Here is a 20,155-nt window from a genome sequence, read left to right as displayed (position 1 = left end):
GGCAGGAAAACCGATCATTCTGGAGGAGTGAGAATGCGTAACCTGTTGAAAACATCGATTGCGGCGTTCGCCGTCATGATTGCCTTCCCGGCATTTGCAGCCGAAAATGTCGTTTGGTGGGACTTTTTGTCGGGAGGCGACGGCGTGCGAATGAAGGCGCTGATTCAGCGCTTCAACGACGAACATAAGGACAAGATCCAAATCAAGGGCACCACCCTCGAATGGGGCATCCCTTATTACACCAAGCTGCAGACATCAACTGCTGTCGGCCAGGGACCTGACATCGCCACCTACCACCTGTCGCGCCTGGCCGGTGCGGTTTCGGCCAAGACCGTGTCGCCAATCGATCCGAAGGAGCTTCAGGCTGTCGGTTTGAAGGACAGCGACTATCCGCCGAATGCAATCGCCGCCTCGACGGTCGACAATATGCGCTACGCCGTACCGTTCGACGTGCACGGCGAGGTGCTCTACTACAACAAGAATGTACTGAAGGAACTTGGAGCATTGGGCAAGGACGGCAAGCCGACCGGCATCGATACGCTGGAAGGCTGGCGGGCGCTGTTGGCCAAGGCCAAGGAAGCCGGCAAGAACGGCGTCGTCATCGCGTCGTCCAGCGGCGATTTGCGCGACATCTATACTTTGTTCGGCCAATTGGGCGGTCAATTGACCACCGATGGCAAATTCCTGCAGGGCGACAATTTCGACAAGATGCAAAAGGCCTATGGCGAGATCACCAATTGGGTGAAGCAAGGCTGGGCGCAGCCCTATATCGACCCTGAAACCATCACTCCGACCTTCCTGGCCGGACAATCCGCCTTCTTCTTGAACGGCAACTGGGAGCTGCCGACCATGGAAACCGAAGTGGCCAAGGGCAGCGGCTTCGATTACGGCATGGTGAACATTCCCGCCTGGATGGGCAAGCCTGCCAACTGGGCGGACTCGCACTCGTTTGTCATGCCCAACAATGTCGGCGTGACCATGACGCCGGAAAAGCGTGCCGCAGTTCTCGAAGTCATCAGATGGATGAATGTGAACTCACTGGAATGGGCCGGCGCCGGCCATATCCCGGCTTATTTGCCGGTCAGCACGTCTGACGCCTATAAGGCGCTCAAGCCGCAAGCGGACTATGCCGCCATGGCGCTCAACGCCTTCTATATGCCGAAGACGCCGCTCACCGGCGCTGCGTCCAAGTTCGACGACGACTGGCAGAACATGGCGTCCGGACCGCTGAACGGCGACGGCGATCTGAAGGAGACACTGGAGACGTTCCGCGATCATATGAACTCTCAGTGACGTTTTCCTTCAACAGTCCCCGGGGCAGTTCCTGGCCCGGGATCGCATAACCGAGGCAGGTGATAGATGGCTGCAGTCAGCAACAAGAAGCAGGACAGCCTGATTGCAGCGCTGCTGGTCGCACCGGCCGTCATCGCGTTTCTGGTGATCTTTGCCTATCCGACGTGGCGCATGGTGGCGATGAGCTTCACCAATGCGCCGCTGATCGGTCCCGGCGAGTGGGTCGGCCTCGACAATTACGCGCGCCAACTCTATTCGCCTCAATTTCAGAAGGCGCTTCTGAACACGCTGTACTTCATCGTTCTGACCGTCATTCCCGGCACGTCTCTGGCGCTGTTCGTTGCCATGGGGGTCAATCGTCTGACCGGGCGCATACAGATGTTGGTCCTGGCGTGCTTTTTTCTGCCTTCCATTCTGCCGGTATCGGTGGTGACCCAGATCTGGACCTGGATCGCAAACATGCAATATGGCGTCATCCAGAATGTCATCGGCCTGTTTACCGGCGGCCGCCCGCTGCCGGTGCTGCGTTCGCCGACCTATTTCATGCCCTCCGTCGCCGTCGTCACGATCTGGTGGACGATCGGTTTCAACATTCTTCTGTTTCTTGCCGCCTTGCGCAGCATTTCGTCCGACATCTACGAAGCGGCGGCGCTCGACAATGCCAGCCGCTGGCGGGTGTTCTCAAAGATAACCTGGCCGCTGATCTGGCCGGTGACAGCGTTGGTGCTGACGCTGCAGCTGATTGCGCAGTTCAAGATTTTTTCGCAGCCGTATCTGCTCGGCTATTTCGCCCACACGCCGGCTGACGCGCAATCCGTGGTCATGACCGTCATCTACGACCTCGCCTTCAAGCAGAACAAGGGTGGAGAAGGTGCAGCCGTCGCTACCATACTGTTCATCATCATCCTGATTGCCTCCGTTTTCCAATATCAGTTCCTGCGGGCGCGAGGTGAAAAATGAGCGTTCTGGCAACCGATCAACAAGCGGCTCTGGCGCGGACGAACGGTAGCATTGCCGCAAGCAATTGGAGCGGCCGCGCGCTGACTGCTCTGGCCGTGCTCGGGGCGCTGATCTGGTTCTTCCCGCTTTACTGGGCGATCGTGACTTCGCTGAAATCCGACACTGAGGTGGCGAGCCCAGCATCCGGGTTGTTACCTAAAGAACCGACGATCGAGCCCTATCTCTACGTGATCGACCGCTCCAGTATCGTGCAATGGTATATCAACTCGGTCGGCACATCGACGATCATTGCGTTGGTGGTGCTGGCAGCCAGCGTCTGCTGTGCCTATGCCTTGAGCCAAATTCACTTTCCCGGCCGCCGCCTGATCTACGGCGCGCTGATTGCCTCGGTGATGGTCCCGGCGGAGGCGCTTATCATCAACCATTTCGTGCTGATGAACTCATTCGGGCTGATCAATAGCTGGGGCGGCATCATCATGCCGCAACTCGTGGTGCCATCGGTCATTATCATCCTCAAACAGTTCTTCGACCAGATCCCGAAGGAATTCCGCGAGGCGGCGATGCTCGACAATGCGGGCCATTTGCGAACGTTATGGAAGATCTATGTGCCGATGAACTGGGGCGTGATCATCGCGCTTGGTATCACGACCTTTATCGCGGCATGGAACAATTTCCTATGGCCGTTCCTGGTCGCGACTTCGGACGCCACAATCACCATTCCCGTCGGCATCACCCAGGTGAAGGACGTCTTCGGCGTGCGCTTTGCCAAGGACATGGCTGCGGCGGTATTGGCCGGTCTTCCCGTCGCCATACTCTACCTCCTCTTTCAGAAGCAGGTCACGCGCGCCATCATGCTCTCCGCCGGAATAAAGGGATAATGGGGCTTCGTGGGCATTTCTGTAATAACACCCTAGAGCGCCGCCCAAGTCGACGACACGCAGTTTCCCGACGAATTCATAGGTGATGCCGACGATGCCGCCGCCGATTTCATCGTCGCGGAAGCGACCGACGCTGCGCACCATCTTGTGGCCGCCAAGCCGGTTGTCGACGCGATAGACGAAATGGAAGCCGACGCCGTCAAGGCTCGCGTCTTCGAAGGTTTGGGCGATCAGGCTGCGATCGTCCTCGTGGAAACGTGACGTTAGCCTGTCAGGTTGATAGGGCCGTCGCTGTAGGGGAGGTCGAAGATCGCGTGGACGTCCTCGCTTGCAAAGAAATGTCCTGTCTCGATATCGATGCGCCAGAAGCCGAAAAGACGATAGGCAGCAAGCATCTGGACAACTTCAGCATCGGTGATGCCGATTTGAGCGCGGGATTGCTCTGTCTTGTTAGTGACGGGCTGTTCGAAGTGAACAGGCACGATTCCCCCAGATCACGGGACGACGTGCCGACTCTCTTCCGATTCCTCAGTTGATCAGCTTCAATCGAATTGCCTTAGCTACCAACTGGGTGCGGTTGACGCAATCGAGTTTTTTGATCGCGTTCGTCATATAGGCGTTCACCGTATGATCCGAGAGCGTCAGGATCTGGCCGATTTCGATCGAGGTCTTGCCCTGAGCAGTCCAGCGTACAACTTCTAGTTCTCTGGTCGATAGCGCGTTATGCGCGCATTCCTCGTTGCGCTTGACTGCATTGTATGCATCGAGTGCATGGAGAATGATCATTGCCAGCTCATTGATCTCGCTCTGGCCGAGTGCGGCGCGGTCGCCGCAGAACCAAAAGACCAGGCGCTGGCCGTCGGCTGCAATGGTCGGCATGGCAACACCCGCCGGTATGGCATGGCGCAGCATCAGGGCACGAAGTTCGGCGGGAAAGGCCTGGCCATTGACAGCGTCGTTGAGATGCCAGGCCGGCGGCACAACGGACTGCCTCAGCCTTAGGCCGAAAGGGCAGCCGCGCATCATGTGGGCGTGGTCGAAATCCCTGATATAGGCGGCCGGAAGCGAGCTCTCGATCAGCAGGGGTTTTAAGAGAAGATCTTCGGGGGAAGGAGCGTGCATCAGCGTCGCATGCGACAATCCGAAGGCTGTGGACACTCTGCCGAGCGCGTGCGCAAACAGGCTGCGGGTTCGAGCGGTCGCAAGCTCTGCCGAAAGCAATGACTGTCTTTCAGAGGTAGTCATGTAAGACATTTGTGCGCCCCGCCAGCCTCAATGTTAACGCTATCAAACATGGAAAGGCGGCCGGATGCTAGTCCCAATTGACTTAACGTCGGCCGATTTACTCATATTGTGTAAAATTATTGACAGCAGATCGCGCTTTAGTTGAGTTTCGACTTGCGGATATAGCGTTGTGGTATCTTTGATTTCCTCCATGCGCATCCGTCATGGGTTTCGCGCAGTGATGTAGGAAGAGAATCACCTTGGAAGAGCCTGGCGGCAACACTTGTCGAAAACCGGCTTGCTGGCGATCAATGCAATTGCTAAGCGTCTTACCATGTATAATTGAGGCAATTCAACCGTGCGTTCTGCGATTTCTTTTTCAGTGAAGTCCCTATTTTCCCTGATATTACTCGTTTTATTATTTCTAACCCTGCCGATAGGAGCGGCAACCTCGCAGGCCGCCGGGCAGAAGAAGCAGGCAGGGCAGCCGCCGATGCGCTTCATCCTCGTGCGCAGTCTCCTCTGCATGGAAGACTGTCCGGAATGGATATCGGCAGAGGGACGCATAACCTCCGATACGCCGGCCCAGCTCCGAAAAATTCTGAAGAAGATCGGCGATCGGAAATTGCCTATTGTCCTGCTTTCGGAGGGTGGCGAAGTAGACGCGGCCTATGCAATGGGCCGAATGATCCGCAAGGCCGGGCTGGAAACAGCGGTCGGCGGCACCCGGTTGAAGGATTGCCCGGCGGAAGATATGCGTTGCGATGCTGCTGTCGCGAAGGACGGGCCCTCGCTTGGCGACGCCTATTCCTATGGTGCATACTGCTTTTCCGCTTGTCCACTGGTGTTCGCCGGCGGGACTGTGCGTGCGGCGCCGCAATGGGCTTTCATCGGCGTCCACCAGATCACGACCATCTATAGCAAGGTGCGCGTTTCCTATCGCATCGAATACAAGATCGTGAACGGCAAGAAGACGGAAATTTCCCGCAAGGAGGTTGGACGCAAGTCAGCGGGGCAAAGCAGTTCGACCAAACTTGGAAAGAAGGCAACCGCTGCCCTGACAGTCTATCTGAAAGAAATGGGCGTCAGTGCCGATCTCATCGGTGTGATGATGAGTGCCACACCTGACAAAATCAATGTCGTACCGCCCGAAGACGCACTTCGAATGGGTCTCGCAACGGACGTGCTGGCGTATAACGAATGGCCCGGCATGCCGCTTTGCGCGTTGGATGCGGCGGCTGAGGCTGTTTGTCACCGCCGTCCGGCGACCGAGGGGCGGGCGCAGGATGCGGCGGCGATAACCAGCGAGACTCCGGCGGAAAATCGGCCGATGGATTTTCTGCTGCTGTATGACGGCAATTGCCAGGACGAATGCACACAGTGGATTTCTGCGGAAGGAGACATCACGCCGGAGACACCGGCTCAGTTCAAGGCAATCTTGAAAACGCTTGGCGAAAGAAAGCTGCCGGTCGTCCTTCAGTCTAATGGCGGGGACATGGATGCGGCTTTCGCGATGGGGCGTATGATCCGGGCTGCTGGCCTGGAGACCTCGATTGGCAGAACGCGGTTGCCGAACTGCCCGACGCTGGATCCGCGTTGCAAGGCGAGCATGGCAAAAAGCGGCCCGACCAAGGGCGAGGTCTCTGCCGGCGGCGCATACTGCCTTTCGACCTGTGCTCTGGTCTTGATCAGCGGAACGCCGCGGCTTGTCGGATATTCCGATATCGGCCTCGCCAGACCCACGACGGCTGAATATCCAAAATTCTTCGCCTATTTCGACGAGATGGGTGTCAGTTCCGCGACATTCGAGACGATGATGCTTGTGACATCGATCGAGCAAAAAACCATGCCTCGTTCTCAGGCGCTCGAGCTTGGCCTCATCAATGGTATCATCCCTTATGGTGACGAACCCGGCTATCGCTTGTGTGGACCTGATGCCAAGCAAAGTCTTCGATGCCCCAGAAAAGCTGAAGCAGAGATCGCTCCTGCTGCTGCTTCGCTAAATTGAAATCGGAATGCGGAACAGGCACAGCTCAGCGTTTCGCGTCCGGCTGCCGCTTGGTCAAGCTCCGAAGGCGCCCGTGCCGCCCGCTAATCCTTAACTGACGCAAGGCGCAGCACTATTCACACCCCGCCGATATTTCGCTATCTCGATCAAGAGAAAAACAACGGCTCCGCGCCCGCGGATGTCGGACGGGGGAACATCCATGCCATCCATCAAATCCGATATCGAAATCGCGCGCGCCGCGGCCAAAAAGCCGATCTTCGAGATCGGGGCGAAACTCGGCATTCCGGTCGAGCAGCTCGTTCCCTATGGTCACGACAAGGCAAAGGTCAGCGCCGAGTTCATCGCCGCCCAAGCGGGCAAGAAGGACGGCAAGCTGATCCTCGTCACCGCAATCAATCCGACACCGGCGGGCGAGGGCAAGACGACGACCACCGTCGGGCTCGGCGACGGCCTGAACCGGATCGGCAAGAAAGCCGTCGTCTGCATCCGCGAGGCCTCTCTCGGCCCCTGCTTCGGCGTCAAGGGCGGGGCGGCCGGCGGCGGTTACGCGCAGGTCGTGCCGATGGAAGACATCAACCTGCATTTCACCGGCGACTTCCATGCGATCACCTCGGCACACAATCTGCTGGCGGCGATGATCGACAATCACATCTACTGGGGCAACGAAGAGAATATCGACATCCGCCGCATCACCTGGCGGCGGGTGATGGACATGAACGACCGGGCACTCAGAAGCATGGTCTCCTCGCTCGGCGGCGTCGCCAACGGCTTCCCGCGCCAGGGTGGGTTCGACATCACAGTCGCCTCCGAGGTGATGGCGATCCTCTGCCTTGCCACCGATCTCAAGGATCTGGAGCGGCGGCTCGGCGACATCATCATCGGCTATCGTTTCGACCGGACACCGGTGCATGCGCGCGACCTGAAGGCCGACGGCGCCATGGCGGTGCTCTTGAAAGATGCGATGCAGCCGAACCTGGTGCAGACGCTGGAGAACAATCCGGCCTTCGTGCATGGCGGCCCCTTCGCCAACATCGCCCATGGCTGCAACTCGGTGACTGCGACCAAGACGGCGCTGAAGCTCGGCGATTATGTGGTGACGGAAGCGGGCTTCGGTGCCGATCTCGGGGCTGAGAAATTCTTCGACATCAAGTGCCGCAAGGCAGGGCTGAAGCCGGATGCGGCGGTCATCGTCGCGACCGTCCGGGCGCTGAAAATGAATGGCGGGGTGAAGAAGGAAGATCTCGGCTCCGAGGATGTCGTGGCGCTGAAAAAGGGCTGCGCCAATCTTGGCCGGCACGTCGCCAATGTGCGCCGGTTCGGCGTGCCCGTCGTCGTGGCGATCAACCATTTCGTCTCGGATACCGAGGCTGAGATCGCGGCAGTCAAGGAATTTGTCTCGAGACTTGGCGCCGAGGCAATCCTCTGCCGTCACTGGGCGCTGGGTTCGGCCGGCATCGAGGACCTGGCGCACAAGGTGGTGGAACTGGCAGAATCCGGGCAGGCGAAATTCCAGCCGCTTTACGGCGATGATCTTTCGCTGTTCGAAAAGATCGAGATCGTCGCCTCGAAGATCTACCATGCGGGCGAGGTGACGGCCGACAAGGCGGTGCGCGACCAGTTGCAGACATGGGAGGAACAGGGCTACGGCAAGCTGCCGATCTGCATGGCGAAGACGCAATATTCCTTCTCCACCGATCCAAACCTGCGTGGCGCGCCGGAAGGCCACATCGTCACCGTGCGGGAGGTGCGGCTTTCCGCGGGAGCGGGCTTCGTTGTCGCCATCACCGGCGAGATCATGACAATGCCCGGCCTGCCGAAATCGCCGTCGGCGGAGCGGATTTTCCTGAACGATCAGGGTTATATCGAAGGTCTGTTCTGATCCGGCGACGGCCTACCGGGATGATTAGTGGCAATAGCGATAGCCACCCTTCCTCTCGATCACGTCGAGATGGAAATGCGTCTCATGGGCGGCGTCGCTTTCGGGGTCGAGGACGGTGGTGAAATAGAGGCAGCCGGCGGCGCTGACGGTGCGCTGGAAGGCGCCGGTCAGCGTCGGATCCTCGCGGCGGGAGCGGACGGCAACATCCTCGCCCTTTTCGAAATGGAAGCTCGCAATGTCGATGGCGTTGCCGCGGGCATGTTCGGAGATCTTGCCGGTTCCAGCGCCGTTGCGCAGGCGGCACATATAGGCCGTTGCCTGGTTGACGGTGGTGATGCGGCCCTGCTCCGGCAGGGCGGCGGAGGCCGCCGGGATGACGCTGTCTTTCATCCAGCGGGCAAGGGCAAGCGCTGCCGGACAGCGGATCGTCGCCTCCGGCTTCAGCTTGATGCCGGGCAGGGCTTCGGAGACGATGATCGGCTTGTCGATGCCGCAGCCATTGCCGTCGTCGATGCGCGGCGCTTCCTTGAAGACCACACCCAGGGCCTGAAGCGCAGCCGTGCATTCGGCATGCTCGGCATCGCTTTCGGGCTCGATCGTCAGGTGTTGCTCTTCCAGTGTCTGCTCGCCGGGCGGCTTACCTTCTTCAGGGCTGCCGGGCGGTCGTGGCGGACCTTGCATCTGCTCTGTCGGCCCAGGCTTTGACGGTGCGGCCTGCGCTGGCGGCTGGCTCGGCACCGGTGCCTCCGGATCCTCTAGATCGGGTTTCGGCTGAGGGGCCGGGACCTCTTCGGGCGCGGGCGGTTCCGCCTTTTCCGAGGACGGGGAAGTGGGGTTGGTCGCCTGTCCGGCATCTGGCCGAGGTTCGGGCATCGGGCCTTGCGGGGGCAGGCGGGCGCCGGCAAGAAAGGCGCTAGCGGCGAAAAGGATCGCTAATATCGAAAGTTTTCTCAACGCGTCCGATTCCTCGTGTCCGTGGCCGAAGACAACGCATGAGGGCGTTTTTCGTTGCAATTGTGCAACGTCCTTGAAGATCGCTAAAACGTGATTGATATATTCAACATAAGGCGGTCAACTTATGTTGACAATATTAATCATGTTTTTTAAGCGCGAAAAGAAGGCGGAATTCTGCTCCGCCTTCATCCGCAAAAGCCTAGCCAGCCCCTCGAGCGTGCGACACGCCACGACCAGCCAGCCCGGTAATCATCATTAGAGGGTAGGTTATGATCGTCCGGCATTGGCGCTCGGTTCTATTGGTCTGCACGGCAGCCACAGTTGTTCTTCCTGTTTCGCAGTCTTTTGCGCAAAGCGCTCCGGCAGCCACGCCGCAAGCCGCGACGGATGACAGCACCGTCCTGGAGAAGATCGTCGTCAAGGGCAAACGCGTGGCGCCGGGCAGCGTCGCCGACACGCCGCTGGCGACCGAGATCACCGCCAAGCAGATGGCAGAAAAGCAGGTCACCAATTTTGACGATATCGGCCGCAGCGTCGATGCAGGCGTAAATTATTCGCGTGGTGACGCAGGCTTCAACCTGCGCGGCCTTTCCGGCGCGCGCATCCTGACTACCATTGACGGCATTCCGATCCCTTATATTTCGAACAGCGCGCGCCAGGGTGCTTTCGCCCTCAGCAACGCCAACGGCGGCGGCGACACCTTCGATTTCGATTCGCTGTCCTCGCTCGATATCGTGCGCGGGGCAGATTCGAGCAAGGGCGGTTCCGGTATGCTCGGCGGCGCCATCGTCCTCAATACGCTGGAGCCGGAGGATCTTATCCCTGAAGGCCGCGACTGGGGCGCGATCGTCAAGTCGACCTATGACAGTGAAGACCGCAGCATTTCCGGTTCGGCCGCCGCAGCCAAGAAGATCGGCGGCACGTCGATCTTGTTTCAGGGCGGTTACCGCAAGGGCCATGAACGCGACAACATGGGCGACAATGACAGCTACGGTCGTTTCCGCACCGAGGCAGATCCGGCTGATTTCGATCAACACAATCTGCTCTTCAAACTGCGTCAGGAGATGGAAGGCGGGCACCGCATCGGCCTGACGGCCGAGCGTTTCCGTCGCGACCTGCAGACCGACCTGCGTGAACAGCAAGGCACCGGACGCACCTATATGATCGGCAACTACGACGGTCGCGAACTGCGTGACCGCGATCGCGTATCGCTCGATTATGATTATGAGGCCCAGTCTTCCGACGCATTCTTCAGCAGTGCGCGAGCCACGCTCTATTGGCTGGATTTGAAGAAGGAATCCGGCAGCAAGGGCCGTACGGCAGCGAATGTGGCTTATGGCCGTAACAACGAGATCGAAAACGAAACCTGGGGCTTCAGCGGCACGGCGACGAAGGATTTCGAATATTCCGGTCTCAGCCACTCCGTTCGCGTTGGCCTCGATGTCGGCGTTTCCAGCTGGAGCCAGTATGGCTGGGCACTTTGCCCCACACCGACGACCTGCCCCTCGCTGAACAACCAGGCGGAAGTGCCCGATGTCGACAGTCAGAACCTTGGGTTGAGCTTCGAAGACAAGATCGAAATCGGCAATACCGGCTTCGCGCTGACACCCGGCTTCCGCTTTGACTGGTTCAACTACAATCCCTCAACCGGCGGGAGTTTCGCAAGCAATACCGGGCTTACCCGTTTCGGGGACCTGAACGACCGAACGGAAGCCGGCCTGTCACCGAAGATTCTTGCGACATACGACCTGACGCCTGACGTGCAGCTCTACATGCAGCTGGCAGTCGGCTTCCGCGCACCTACCGTGGACGAACTCTACAGCCGCTTCTACAACCCGACGGGCCGCTACGCCCAGCTCGGCAATCCCGATCTTGAACCCGAAATCGGCCGCGGCGTCGAAATCGGCGCCAATTTTGACACGGGCGATTTTACTGGTCGGGTCGCGGCTTTCCACACCCGCTACCAGAACTTTATCGAGACGGTGACGAGCATCGATGCGACCGGCTTCACGACGTTCAACTACGCGAATGTGTCAGCGGCCACGATCTCCGGTATTGAAGCCAGCGCCGTCAAGACGTTCAACAACGGCATCAATCTGCATGCGTCACTTGTCTATGCCTATGGCAAGAACGAGGATACCGCCCAGCGCCTGCGCTCGGTGGCGCCATTCAAGGCGATCGTCGGCGGCGGTTGGAGCAATGAGACTTTCGGCTTCGATCTTTCTTCTACGCTTTCGGCCGGCATGCTCACCGACCATCTCAAGACACCCGTCACCAACACCGCCGACACAACCTTCGATGCGCCCGGCTACGCAATCGTCGACCTGACCGGCTGGTGGACGCCGGACCAAATGCCGGGCCTGCGCGTGCAGGCAGGCGTCTACAACATCTTCGACCAGGAATATTTCAACGCGCTCGCCGTGCGCGATGTCAACCTGAGCTCGGCGACGGCGTCCCAGCCGCGGGAGTGGTATTCGGAGCCGGGTCGTACGTTCAAGGTGTCGCTGACCAAGACCTTCTGATCGCGATCACGCTTCCAGGGCTGGGGATGGGCGGCTTTCGGGTCGCCCTTTTCATTCCCGCATTCGCCTCTTGCGCAATGGCTGATCTCAGGCTAACAATTTTCTCCATGATCAAGTCCTTGAACATTGCAGTTTGGTGGTGGGTTCGCTAAGGCGGCCTCGACCAATCGTGTTCAAAGACGACGAGTGAGCCGCCCGAAACTTCGAGGCGGCTTTTTTTGTTTTATGGCCGCCTGTCGTCCGGGCCCCGATAACGGAGTGGAACAATGGTAACGATCCTGCGGGATGATGGTGCGGAAATCTACGAGACCAAGGGCGGCATATCCGTCACGCGGCAGCGGCGGGCGATCCCCTACGGCGATGCGGTCTCTTCCTATGTCGACAAGCTCGACGAGCGCCGCGGTGCGGTGTTTTCGTCGAACTACGAATATCCGGGCCGCTATACGCGCTGGGATACTGCCGTCGTCGATCCGCCGCTCGGCATCTCCTCCTTCGGGCGTGACGTCTGGATCGAAGCCTATAATGAACGCGGCGAAGTGATCCTCGGCTTCGTGACCGAGCGGCTGAAGACGGTGTCCGACATCGTGCTCGGCGTGTCCTCCGCCCGTCGCCTCGACCTGACCGTCAAGACGCCGGACCGGGTGTTTACCGAGGAAGAGCGCTCGAAGATGCCGACGGTCTTCACCGTGCTGCGCGCCGTCACCGACCTGTTCTATTCGCAGGCGGATGCGAGCCTCGGGCTCTACGGCGCCTTCGGATACGACATCGCCTTCCAGTTCGATGCGATCGATCTGAAGCTGACGCGGCCCTCAGACCAGCGCGACATGGTGCTCTATCTGCCGGACGAGATCCTTGTCGTGGACAACTACGCCGCCAAGGCCTGGGTCGACCGTTACGACTTCGAAAAAGGCGGCGTGTCGACCGAGGGCAAGGCCCAAGATATCGCGGCGGAGCCCTTCAAACACACGGATGCCATTCCGCCGAAGAGCGATCACCGGCCGGGCGAATATGCCGAGCTCGTCACCAAGGCGAAGGAAAGTTTCCGCAAGGGCGACCTCTTCGAAGTCGTGCCCGGGCAGAAATTCATGGAGCGCTGCGACAGCAGGCCGTCCGACATTTCCAAGCGGCTGAAGGCGATCAATCCGTCGCCCTATTCCTTTTTTATCAATCTCGGCCATCAGGAATATCTGGTCGGCGCCTCACCTGAAATGTTCGTGCGCGTTTCCGGCCGTCGCATCGAAACCTGTCCGATTTCGGGCACGATCAAGCGCGGCGACGATCCGATCGCCGACAGCGAGCAGATTCTGAAGCTCCTGAATTCGAAGAAGGACGAGTCCGAGCTTACCATGTGCTCTGATGTCGACCGCAACGACAAAAGCCGCGTCTGCGAGCCGGGTTCGGTCAAGGTCATCGGCCGCCGGCAGATCGAGATGTACTCGCGCCTCATCCACACGGTCGACCATATCGAAGGGCGGCTGCGCGACGACATGGACGCCTTCGACGGTTTCCTCAGCCACGCCTGGGCGGTCACTGTCACCGGCGCCCCGAAGCTCTGGGCGATGCGCTTCATCGAGAGCCATGAAAAGAGCCCGCGTGCCTGGTATGGCGGGGCGATCGGCATGGTCGGCTTCAACGGCGACATGAACACCGGCCTGACGCTGCGCACCGTGCGCATCAAGGATGGTATCGCCGAGGTGCGCGCCGGTGCGACGCTGCTCAACGATTCCATTCCTGAGGAAGAAGAAGCCGAAACAGAACTGAAGGCCTCCGCCATGCTTTCCGCCATCCGAGACGCCAAGACCGGCAATTCCGGCAGGATCCAGCGCGACGTCGCGAGCGTCGGCAAGGGCGTCAGCATCCTGCTCGTCGATCACGAAGACAGCTTCGTCCACACACTCGCCAATTATTTCCGCCAGACGGGGGCGACGGTTTCGACCGTGCGCACGCCCGTTCCGGAGGAAATCTTCGACCGGCTGAACCCGGACCTCGTCGTGCTGTCGCCAGGACCTGGAACGCCCAAGGATTTCGATTGCAAGGCGACGATCAAGAAGGCGCGGGCGCGCAACCTGCCAATCTTCGGCGTCTGCCTCGGCCTGCAGGCGCTCGCCGAAGCCTATGGCGGGGAACTGCGCCATCTGGCGCTGCCGATGCACGGCAAGCCCTCGCGCATCCGCGTGCTGGAGCCTGGCATCGTCTTCTCCGGCCTTGCCAAGGAGGTGACGGTCGGCCGCTACCACTCGATCTTCGCCGATCCCTCGACGCTGCCGCGCGAGTTCATCATCACGGCGGAAAGCGACGACGGCACGATCATGGGTATCGAACACGCCAAGGAACCGATCGCCGCAGTGCAGTTCCATCCGGAGTCGATCATGACGCTCGGTGGCGATGCGGGAATGCGGATGATCGAAAATGTCGTGGCGCATCTGGCGCGCAGGGTGAAGACGAAGGCTGCGTGACGGCAATTTCGCCTGGCCCTTCCTACTATGGGAAGGGCCAGGCGTCAGGCCGCCGGGCCGCGACTTGACTTCTTCCGGCAAATCAGAACATTTCAGGAACGATCAATCGGAACCTGTCGCCGTGGCCAATGCTGAAAAGTTCATCGTTCTCCCTTACCGCAAGAACCGCGGCAATCTCGTGGCCGGCGAAATGCGCCAGGCATCGAACTCCGTCAGTGCGGAAAAGATCGCCTCGGCGATGGCTGAGCGTTTCGTCGGCGTGGCGGCCTATGCCGTGATCGTCGATGAAGAAACCGGCGACATGTCGTCGCCGCGATTGCTTGCACGATATGGCGAGATTGCCGATCTCAACGCCGCCTGAGGCGCCGTTTTTACCATGGAGACGTCGCTCTACCTGCCGGTCAAAGCTTTCCTGGAGGCGGCTGGTTATGTCGTGAAGGGCGAGGTCGGCGGATGCGATCTCGTCGGCTTGAGCGGCGCCGAGCCGCCGGTCGTGGTGGTCTGCGAACTGAAACTCTCCTTCAATCTCGAATTGCTTCTCCAGGCGGTTGACCGCGCGGCGATGAGTGATGAAGTCTGGGTCGCGGCCCGCGTTTCTGCCAAAGGCCGAGGGCGGGAGGCCGACAAACGATACCGCGACCTCTGCCGGCGACTTGGTATCGGCATGCTTGGCGTCTCCGATGGCGGCGAGGTCAGCGTCATCGTCAGCTCTGTCTCGCCTATGCCGCGCACCAATCCGAAGCGGCGCTCGCGCCTTGTCAGGGAGCATCAGCGCCGCCGTGGCGACCCCGCCGTCGGTGGCGGCTCGCGGGCGCCGATCATGACCGCCTATCGCCAGCAGGCGTTGCTCTGCGCCTCAGCACTCGATGGAGGGCTCAAGCGGCCGCGAGATATGAAGGCGCTTGTGCCCAATGCCGGCCCGATCCTGCGCGACAACGTCTACGGATGGTTCGAGCGGATAGAAAAGGGTGTTTACGCCCTGACGTCTGCAGGACAGGCTGCTCTTTTGCGCTGGCCGCAGCCTGTCCTTTCCGACCCGGCTCCTTGAGCCGGCGCAGTACCAAGCAAAGGGGATCGTTCGACGAGCGCTGCTTTCCGGCTACTGCATAGCCCCGTAAAGCGGAATCGATTTGAGGATAAAATTATGCAGTAATTCAAAGTGTTACGGCGTCTTTTACGCGTCCGAAAGGATGCGCGGCGCTGTAAGGCCGGCAACGCTTGTGAACGGCGTGTCATTCCCCTTTGACAAATCCTCCGTCATCGCCCATATCACCCTAGACTGAACCGCCTGCGCGACATTCGCGTGGGCGGTTTTGCGTTTCAACGGCTTAAAAGCTGCAATTCATTCGCAACCGCAGGGGGACGATATGAGTGACGACGGCGATCTTACGGTTCGGAAGCTGGCGATGTGGGGGATTCCGCTGTCGCTCGGCGTCATGGGTCTGAAGATGGTGGCGTGGTGGGTCACCGGGTCGGTGGCGCTGCTATCGGACGGGCTCGAATCGTCGGTCAATGTCGCCGCCGCCTTCATCGCCTTCTTCGTCATCCGCTACGCGCAGAAGCCGGCCGATCACGACCATCCCTTCGGCCATCACAAAGCGGAATATCTGTCTGCCGTCACCGAGGGCGCGCTGATCATCGTCGCCGCCCTGCTGATCGTCAACGAAGCGATCGGTTTCCTCGCCGAACCGCGCATGCTCGATGCGCCGGTACTCGGCCTTGCGATTAATTTCGCGGCCGGCGTCATCAATGCGATCTGGGCGCGGCTGTTGATCCGGACGGGGCGCCAGCACCGCTCGGCGGCGCTCGCGGCGGATGGGCAGCACATCATGTCCGATGTGGTGACCTCTGTCGGCGTGCTCGTCGGCCTGCTGCTGGCGCTGGCGACGGGCTATGCGATCTTCGACCCGATACTCGCCATCCTTGTTGCCGTCAATATCCTCTATCAGGGGTGGAAGGTGATCTCGCAATCGATCGGCGGCCTGATGGACCAGGCGGTCGAGCCGCAGGAGGAGGAGGCGATCAAACAAGCGATCGCTACCCACGCCGAAGGCTCAATCGGCGTGCACGACCTGAAAACGCGACGTGCGGGTAAAGTCACCTTCATCGATTTTCACATGGTGGTGCCAGGAGCGATGTCCGTTCGGCAGGCGCATGATATATGCGACCGCCTTGAGGATGCCATCAGGGCGGTGCACGAGGGCGCCACTATCGCAATTCATGTGGAGCCGGAGGGCGAGAAGGCTCACGGCATCCGCGTCAAAGTCGTCAAGGAGGCATGATGCCGAATACCGATGTTTCCAGCCTGTCGATGCTGGGTCAGCAAACCGAAACCGCAAGATCGCCGGAAGAGGCAGTGCTTGAGAAAGTGCCGTCCAACCATGCCGGCACCGATTATGTCGTGCGCTTCACCGCGCCGGAATTCACCTCGCTCTGCCCGATGACCGGGCAGCCGGATTTCGCCCATATCGTCATCGACTACATTCCAGGCGAATGGCTGGTGGAATCGAAGTCGCTGAAGCTCTTCCTGCATTCCTTCCGCAATCACGGCGCTTTCCACGAGGATTGCTCGATCTACATCGCCAAGCGCATCGTCGAGTTGCTCGATCCGAGGTGGCTGAGGATAGGTGCCTACTGGTATCCGCGCGGCGGCATTCCGATCGACGTCTTCTGGCAGACGGGCACACCGCCGGAGGGCGTGTGGCTGCCGGAACAGGGCGTCGCCACCTACCGCGGCCGTGGGTGAGCCGCGGTCGGGCAAAGCCCGAGCAATCGATCCAGCGAATCGATTGCAGCGGCGAACGCCTTGAGCTTAAGCGAAGGGCCGGGATACGGTGCGGCAACCGCTGCCCGTCTCCAACCGCCAAACCTCACACATCCGTAACGTCGTCACTGGACGAATCGTCGGTGTAGTCGTCGCCGTCGTCATAATCGGCCTGCTGCAGATTGTCGTTGTCGTTATTATCGGCCGCATTGTCGGACGCCTGGCGGGTGTCGTCATTGCCGTAATAATTGTTGATGACGGTTTCCTCTGTGGGCGCGCTGGCATTGCCAAAGGGGTTGGCGCCGAAGGGCGAGCCCCAACCAAGTGAGGACATGTGATTGCCGAAGATCCCGCTCAGCGAATTGGCAAGCAGCATGCCGCCGGCAACGCCGGCTGCCGTGCCGAGCGCACCGCGCAGGAAGCTGCCGCCGGCCGACGGCGCCGAGACCTGCTGGCTCCAGGGGCCGGTCGGCTGTTGCTGCTGCGGATGGCGGCCATCGCGGTCATAGCCGCGTGAATCGTCATCGGCGCGGGACTGCTGACCCCAGGGACCGGGATTGGAGGGGACGGGTGCCGGTTGCTGCGTCTGGGTGTTGCCGAAGATCGAGCTCAGGAAGCCGCCGCCCCGCTCGGCCTGGTGGTGTTCACTCTCGCCGGCTTCCAGCTGGCGGACACGCTCTTCGAGTTCCTTGATGTGGTTGGCCGCCGCCTCCAGCCCCTTTTCCTGAACGATGACGGCCTGGGCCAGATAGTAGGTGGCGGAGGGCTGTTCGCGTGTCGCCTGTTCGATCAGGGCCTCAGCGTCGCGGTCGCGCGGCTGGGCCGCTGCGGTGCGCACACGGTCGAAGAGGGCGGTCAGCAATTGGCGTTCTTCGGGTGACATGTTCTGCCTCCTGTTGGTCCGGAGCACTCTCGTATCCGACCGGACGCGTACAGCGCTCCATGGTTTTTCGGTGCAGCTATCGCTGCGTGAGGTTGAGGTAGGAACCGATTCAGGCTTTTCAAAGCCTTTCACCGTTACATTTCAGTAAGGCTTGCAGAACGGCGCGCGGCTTCTTAAGGATATCTCCATCGCTTCGGTGCCTTGTGTTTTTCCCACATTGTTTTAGGCATTGAGTCGCACTATGTGCGGGGAAGCCGAATTCATCTCCAAGAGGTTCGAATGAACGACGAAGACCAGGACGACAAGACGAAGGAACTGCCGCTCGGCAAGGAAACGGAGGCGAATCTTTTCAAGTCGCGTTCGATCTTCATCTACGGGCCGATCAATCAGGAATTGGCGCAGAAGGTCTGCTCGCAGCTCGTGGCACTGGCCGCGGCCAGCGACGAGGACATTCGCATCTATGTCAATTCGCCCGGCGGTCACGTCGAATCCGGCGATTCCATCCATGACATGATCAAGTTCATCAAGCCGAAGGTCTGGATGATCGGCACCGGTTGGGTCGCCTCCGCCGGCGCGCTGATCTATGTCGCCACTCCGAAGGAGCGGCGCCTGTGCCTGCCGAACACGCGCTTCCTGCTGCATCAGCCCTCCGGCGGTACGCGCGGCATGGCATCCGACATCGAAATCCAGGCGCGCGAAATCATCAAGATGAACGAGCGCCTGAACAGGATCATGGCAGAGGCCACCGGCCAGCCGCTCGACAAAATCGCCAAGGATACGGATCGCGACTACTGGCTTTCGGCCGAAGAGGCGAAGGAGTATGGCCTCGTTTCGCGGATCGTCACGTCGCAGGCCGATATCTGAGCTTTCTCAGCCAAAGCTGCCGAGAACCCGCCCTTGCCTGCCGATGGCAGGCGAGGGCGCTTTGTTTTCGGATAAGGCTTGAACGGAGATGGTCTCCTATCGACAAGGTCTGAACGGAAAGCACAGAGTCCGGACTTGCGCCTGCGGCAACCATCATGCTCCATGCGCCATTCCCGCAGCCCGCGAGTCCTGCCATGCTCAAAGATTTTTCCGTCCAGGCCCTGTTCATGGGGCTGCTGACTGCCTTCGTCGGTTCTGCCAGCTCCTTCGCCGTCGTGCTGCACGGGTTACAGGCGGTCGGCGCCACGGACGTACAGGCGGCTTCGGGGCTCATGGCATTGTCGATTTCGATGGGCATCTGCGCGATCGTGTTGAGTGCCGTGACCCGATTGCCGGTCAGCATCGCCTGGTCGACACCGGGTGCCGCACTGCTGGCAAGCACCGGGGCGATCGACGGCGGCTTCAATGCGGCGGTCGGGGCATTCCTGATCTGCGCTGTACTGATTATCGTTGCGGGACTGTTCAAGCCGCTCGGGCGAGCGGTTGCCGCGATTCCGACACCACTCGCCAATGCGATGCTCGCCGGCGTGCTCATCGGCCTGTGCTTCGCACCGGTGAAGGCGATCGGCTTCAATCCGCTGTTCGGCCTGCCGATAGCCGTCGCATGGATCGTCGTCGGCGTCTTCAAGCGGCTTTGGGCGGTGCCGGCAGCACTCGCAGCCTTCGCGCTGGTGCTCGCCTTCGGCGTCGATATCCCCGACGGTGCGCTCGGCTCGCTGGAACAATCACTCGTGCCAACGGCGGAAATCGTCCGGCCGGTGTTCAATTTGGCCGGCCTCATCTCGATCGCGCTGCCGCTCTTCATCGTCACCATGGCTTCACAGAACATTCCGGGTATCGCGGTGCTGAAGGTCAACCACTACGATCCGAAGCCCGGTCCGCTCTTTGCCGTCACCGGCTTCTTCTCGCTGCTGTCGGCGCCGTTCGGCGGCCACGCGGTCAATCTGGCGGCCATCACCGCGGCGATGTGCGCCGGACAGGATGCCCATGCCGACCCGAAGCGGCGCTATTGGGCGTCGCTGATCGCCGGCGTCGGTTATATCATCCTCGGGCTGCTTGCCGGCGCGGTGACGGCCTTCGTCGCGCTGGCGCCTTCGATCCTGATCGAGGCGGTAGCGGGGCTGGCGCTGGTCGGCGCCTTCTCGTCCTCGGCGATGTCGGCCTTCCAGGCGCCAGCCTCCCGTGAGGCGGCGGCAATCACCTTCCTCGTCACCGCATCCGGGGTTTCCTTCGGCGGCATTTCCGGCGCCTTCTGGGGCCTGATCGCGGGTGGGCTGATGCTGGCGCTGTCGCGGCTGGTGAAGATTTGGAAAGACCGAGCTCAGTCGAGGTAACGGAAGGTCGTTGTGCTCCCCAAATGCCGGATCCTGGCGCTTTCAAGCAGCTCCGCCGGCAATAAGGACAGTTCGT

General features: G+C 60.4%; 16 protein-coding genes and 1 pseudogene. 13 read left to right on the top strand and 4 right to left on the bottom strand.

Annotated features, from left to right (window positions below; all coding sequences use genetic code 11):
• Positions 1 to 33: 33 nt before the first annotated feature.
• From N2A41_RS15410 to N2A41_RS15400, 3 genes are all read left to right on the top strand, one after another.
• A complete protein-coding gene (locus N2A41_RS15410; RefSeq protein WP_260109170.1) occupies positions 34 to 1,293 on the top strand; it encodes a hypothetical protein in 1,260 nt (419 codons plus the stop codon).
• Between the two features lie 66 nt (positions 1,294 to 1,359).
• Complete coding sequence (locus tag N2A41_RS15405) at positions 1,360 to 2,253, top strand: carbohydrate ABC transporter permease (RefSeq protein ID WP_017965380.1); 894 nt, start codon at positions 1,360 to 1,362, stop codon at positions 2,251 to 2,253.
• A 95-nt stretch (positions 2,254 to 2,348) separates the two neighbouring features.
• Entirely contained in the window at positions 2,349 to 3,131 is a 783-nt protein-coding gene (locus tag N2A41_RS15400; protein ID WP_050561851.1) for a carbohydrate ABC transporter permease, read from the top strand.
• Between the two features lie 51 nt (positions 3,132 to 3,182).
• Here N2A41_RS15400 and N2A41_RS15395 read toward each other — a convergent pair.
• Both N2A41_RS15395 and N2A41_RS15390 read right to left on the bottom strand, forming a co-directional pair.
• Positions 3,183 to 3,613: pseudogene (locus tag N2A41_RS15395) on the bottom strand (diguanylate cyclase); the annotation flags it as partial.
• 46 nt (positions 3,614 to 3,659) lie between these two features.
• The gene (locus N2A41_RS15390) at positions 3,660 to 4,385 is read right to left on the bottom strand and encodes a helix-turn-helix transcriptional regulator (protein WP_260109169.1); all 726 of its coding nucleotides are present in this window, start codon (positions 4,383 to 4,385) and stop codon (positions 3,660 to 3,662) included.
• A 328-nt stretch (positions 4,386 to 4,713) separates the two neighbouring features.
• Here N2A41_RS15390 and N2A41_RS15385 point away from each other — a divergent pair, with 328 nt between their 5' ends.
• On the top strand, positions 4,714 to 6,363 hold the full coding sequence (locus tag N2A41_RS15385; protein WP_260109168.1) for a hypothetical protein: 1,650 nt from the start codon (positions 4,714 to 4,716) through the stop codon (positions 6,361 to 6,363).
• Between the two features lie 199 nt (positions 6,364 to 6,562).
• Complete coding sequence (locus tag N2A41_RS15380; RefSeq protein WP_222295067.1) at positions 6,563 to 8,242, top strand: formate--tetrahydrofolate ligase; 1,680 nt, start codon at positions 6,563 to 6,565, stop codon at positions 8,240 to 8,242.
• A gap of 24 nt (positions 8,243 to 8,266) precedes the next feature.
• Here the strand turns inward: N2A41_RS15380 and N2A41_RS15375 are convergent, their stop codons facing one another.
• A complete protein-coding gene (locus N2A41_RS15375; protein ID WP_260109167.1) occupies positions 8,267 to 9,256 on the bottom strand; it encodes an extensin-like domain-containing protein in 990 nt (329 codons plus the stop codon).
• Between the two features lie 209 nt (positions 9,257 to 9,465).
• Between N2A41_RS15375 and N2A41_RS15370 the strand changes: the two genes are divergently transcribed.
• From N2A41_RS15370 to queF, 6 genes are all read left to right on the top strand, one after another.
• A complete protein-coding gene (locus N2A41_RS15370) occupies positions 9,466 to 11,718 on the top strand; it encodes a TonB-dependent hemoglobin/transferrin/lactoferrin family receptor (RefSeq protein WP_260109166.1) in 2,253 nt (750 codons plus the stop codon).
• A gap of 266 nt (positions 11,719 to 11,984) precedes the next feature.
• Entirely contained in the window at positions 11,985 to 14,174 is a 2,190-nt protein-coding gene (locus N2A41_RS15365; RefSeq protein ID WP_260109165.1) for an anthranilate synthase, read from the top strand.
• Positions 14,175 to 14,295: 121 nt separating this feature from the next.
• A complete protein-coding gene (locus N2A41_RS15360; protein WP_260109164.1) occupies positions 14,296 to 14,535 on the top strand; it encodes a hypothetical protein in 240 nt (79 codons plus the stop codon).
• A gap of 15 nt (positions 14,536 to 14,550) precedes the next feature.
• Positions 14,551 to 15,222, top strand: a complete 672-nt coding sequence (locus N2A41_RS15355) for a DUF2161 domain-containing phosphodiesterase (protein WP_170260649.1) — start codon at positions 14,551 to 14,553, stop codon at positions 15,220 to 15,222.
• Between the two features lie 319 nt (positions 15,223 to 15,541).
• Positions 15,542 to 16,456 carry a CDF family cation efflux transporter EmfA gene (emfA, locus tag N2A41_RS15350; protein ID WP_170260650.1) on the top strand — a complete coding sequence of 305 codons (915 nt, stop codon included), beginning with the start codon at positions 15,542 to 15,544 and terminating at the stop codon, positions 16,454 to 16,456.
• The gene (gene queF, locus N2A41_RS15345; RefSeq protein WP_170281354.1) at positions 16,456 to 16,920 is read left to right on the top strand and encodes a preQ(1) synthase; all 465 of its coding nucleotides are present in this window, start codon (positions 16,456 to 16,458) and stop codon (positions 16,918 to 16,920) included. The genes emfA and queF overlap by 1 nt, the downstream gene beginning before the upstream one ends.
• A gap of 124 nt (positions 16,921 to 17,044) precedes the next feature.
• Here the strand turns inward: queF and N2A41_RS15340 are convergent, their stop codons facing one another.
• Positions 17,045 to 17,821, bottom strand: a complete 777-nt coding sequence (locus N2A41_RS15340) for a DUF2076 domain-containing protein (protein ID WP_260109163.1) — start codon at positions 17,819 to 17,821, stop codon at positions 17,045 to 17,047.
• Positions 17,822 to 18,100: 279 nt separating this feature from the next.
• Between N2A41_RS15340 and N2A41_RS15335 the strand changes: the two genes are divergently transcribed.
• Together N2A41_RS15335 and N2A41_RS15330 are read left to right on the top strand one after the other, a co-directional pair.
• Positions 18,101 to 18,685 carry an ATP-dependent Clp protease proteolytic subunit gene (locus N2A41_RS15335; protein ID WP_017965367.1) on the top strand — a complete coding sequence of 195 codons (585 nt, stop codon included), beginning with the start codon at positions 18,101 to 18,103 and terminating at the stop codon, positions 18,683 to 18,685.
• A 194-nt stretch (positions 18,686 to 18,879) separates the two neighbouring features.
• Positions 18,880 to 20,079, top strand: coding sequence for a benzoate/H(+) symporter BenE family transporter (locus tag N2A41_RS15330; RefSeq protein ID WP_260109162.1), 1,200 nt, complete (start codon positions 18,880 to 18,882; stop codon positions 20,077 to 20,079).
• Positions 20,080 to 20,155 lie beyond the last annotated feature (76 nt).

The organism is Rhizobium sp. SRDI969, assembly GCF_025152725.1.
In the GTDB taxonomy this organism is placed as follows: domain Bacteria; phylum Pseudomonadota; class Alphaproteobacteria; order Rhizobiales; family Rhizobiaceae; genus Rhizobium; species Rhizobium leguminosarum_I.
The sequence above is the reverse complement of the archived record's forward strand: the minus strand, read 5'-3'. Positions and strand labels throughout refer to the sequence as shown.